1 protein-coding gene is annotated in these 1,232 nt (G+C 59.9%); it reads right to left on the bottom strand.

The genetic code is table 11. From position 1 onward, the window contains the following. Positions 1 to 174 precede the first annotated feature (174 nt). Positions 175 to 1,119: an RpnC/YadD family protein gene (locus tag SY1_RS01035; RefSeq protein WP_243440543.1), complete on the bottom strand. Its 945-nt coding sequence runs from the start codon at positions 1,117 to 1,119 to the stop codon at positions 175 to 177. Positions 1,120 to 1,232 lie beyond the last annotated feature (113 nt).

The following is a 1,232-nucleotide window of genomic DNA, read 5'->3' as shown; positions in this document are numbered from 1 at the left end:
ACTTCCTTAGCTCGGCCAGACGACACGACTTACGGACGCCAGCAGGCGGTCGGCGTCGTGTCGGTCGGCTGTGCCGAAGCAAGGCAATGGATTGCCTTGTGGAGGCGTTGACGGGGAATGTCAGACAGACGCGTCTTATGAAAAACACTCGCCGCCCCCTTAGGGGGCCAACGATCAGTTGTCCATCCCCCGCCTCAGCGCCTCCACCTCGCCGAGGGACAGCCCGGTGAAGTCAACGACCTGCTCCAGCGGGACGCCCCGCACCAGCATCCGCCGCGCCGTAGAGGCGATGCCCTCATTTCGTCCCTCATTGCGTCCCAGAGCGATGCCCTCCCTCAGGATCGTCTTCGCCTCGTACTCCAACACCTGGCCTCCCATGATGGACTTCACTCCTTCCCTCACCTTTTCGTGCCGACAGGCAATGTGCTCCAACACCTTACCGGACATCTCCTCGAGCGTCCGCTTCACGTACTCCGTCAACTTCCCGCTCTCCGCCAGCCCCTCGAGCCGTTCTTTTATCCCCTCGTACTCGGACAGAAGCTCCCGCAGCAGCCCCTCGTCCCTCTCATACCTCGCAAACCGTCTCTCGTGCGCAAAAATGCGGAAGGGAATGAGAAACAAAAGCCCCCTGGAGAAGATGTCCTCCGGCGTGTACCGCTGGGCCTTCATCGCAGGGATATCGTACGCCGCAGAACCGCCGCCTGGCAGCTCGATGCGCACCGTCAACACGTCAGGCGTACTCGCCCGGCAACGCAGGTACAGGATCGCCGACGCAGGAAAGCGCACCGTCAGAACTCCCCCGCTCACCTCGCCCGCGTCCAGCGCAATCTGCGCGTCGTACTCGAACATCCGGACCAGCATCGTGTCGTCCGACATGCTCTGACACTCGATGTGGTACTTCTTCAGCGACTTGCCCCGTATCCCGAAGCATGAGTCCGTGACGCGCTCTCGCTCCGCGCCGTCCTGACCATTGATAAAGTGCTCGTTAGAGTAGAACTCCACCGCCTCGTCCCCGGAGTACGACTCGTGAAAGATTTCGTTCACTAATGGTATGATCAGGCTTGAACAATCGGTCAGCAGCGTTCGGAACACGTCGTCGTAGGGCGTGTTGACCAGCAATCCGCATCCCTCCCCCATCCCTTCGGCTCCTGGCCTCATTATAGCAAACAAGCCCATCGCTCAAAACCGATCAAAACAGGGAAACTGAAACGGGGTAATACCAATTTGTGTCT

The sequence above is a fragment of the Fretibacterium fastidiosum genome (assembly GCF_000210715.1).
In the GTDB taxonomy this organism is placed as follows: Bacteria; Synergistota; Synergistia; order Synergistales; family Aminobacteriaceae; genus Fretibacterium; species Fretibacterium fastidiosum.
Note: the sequence above shows the minus strand (reverse complement) of the source record. Positions and strands in the feature narration are given on the sequence as shown.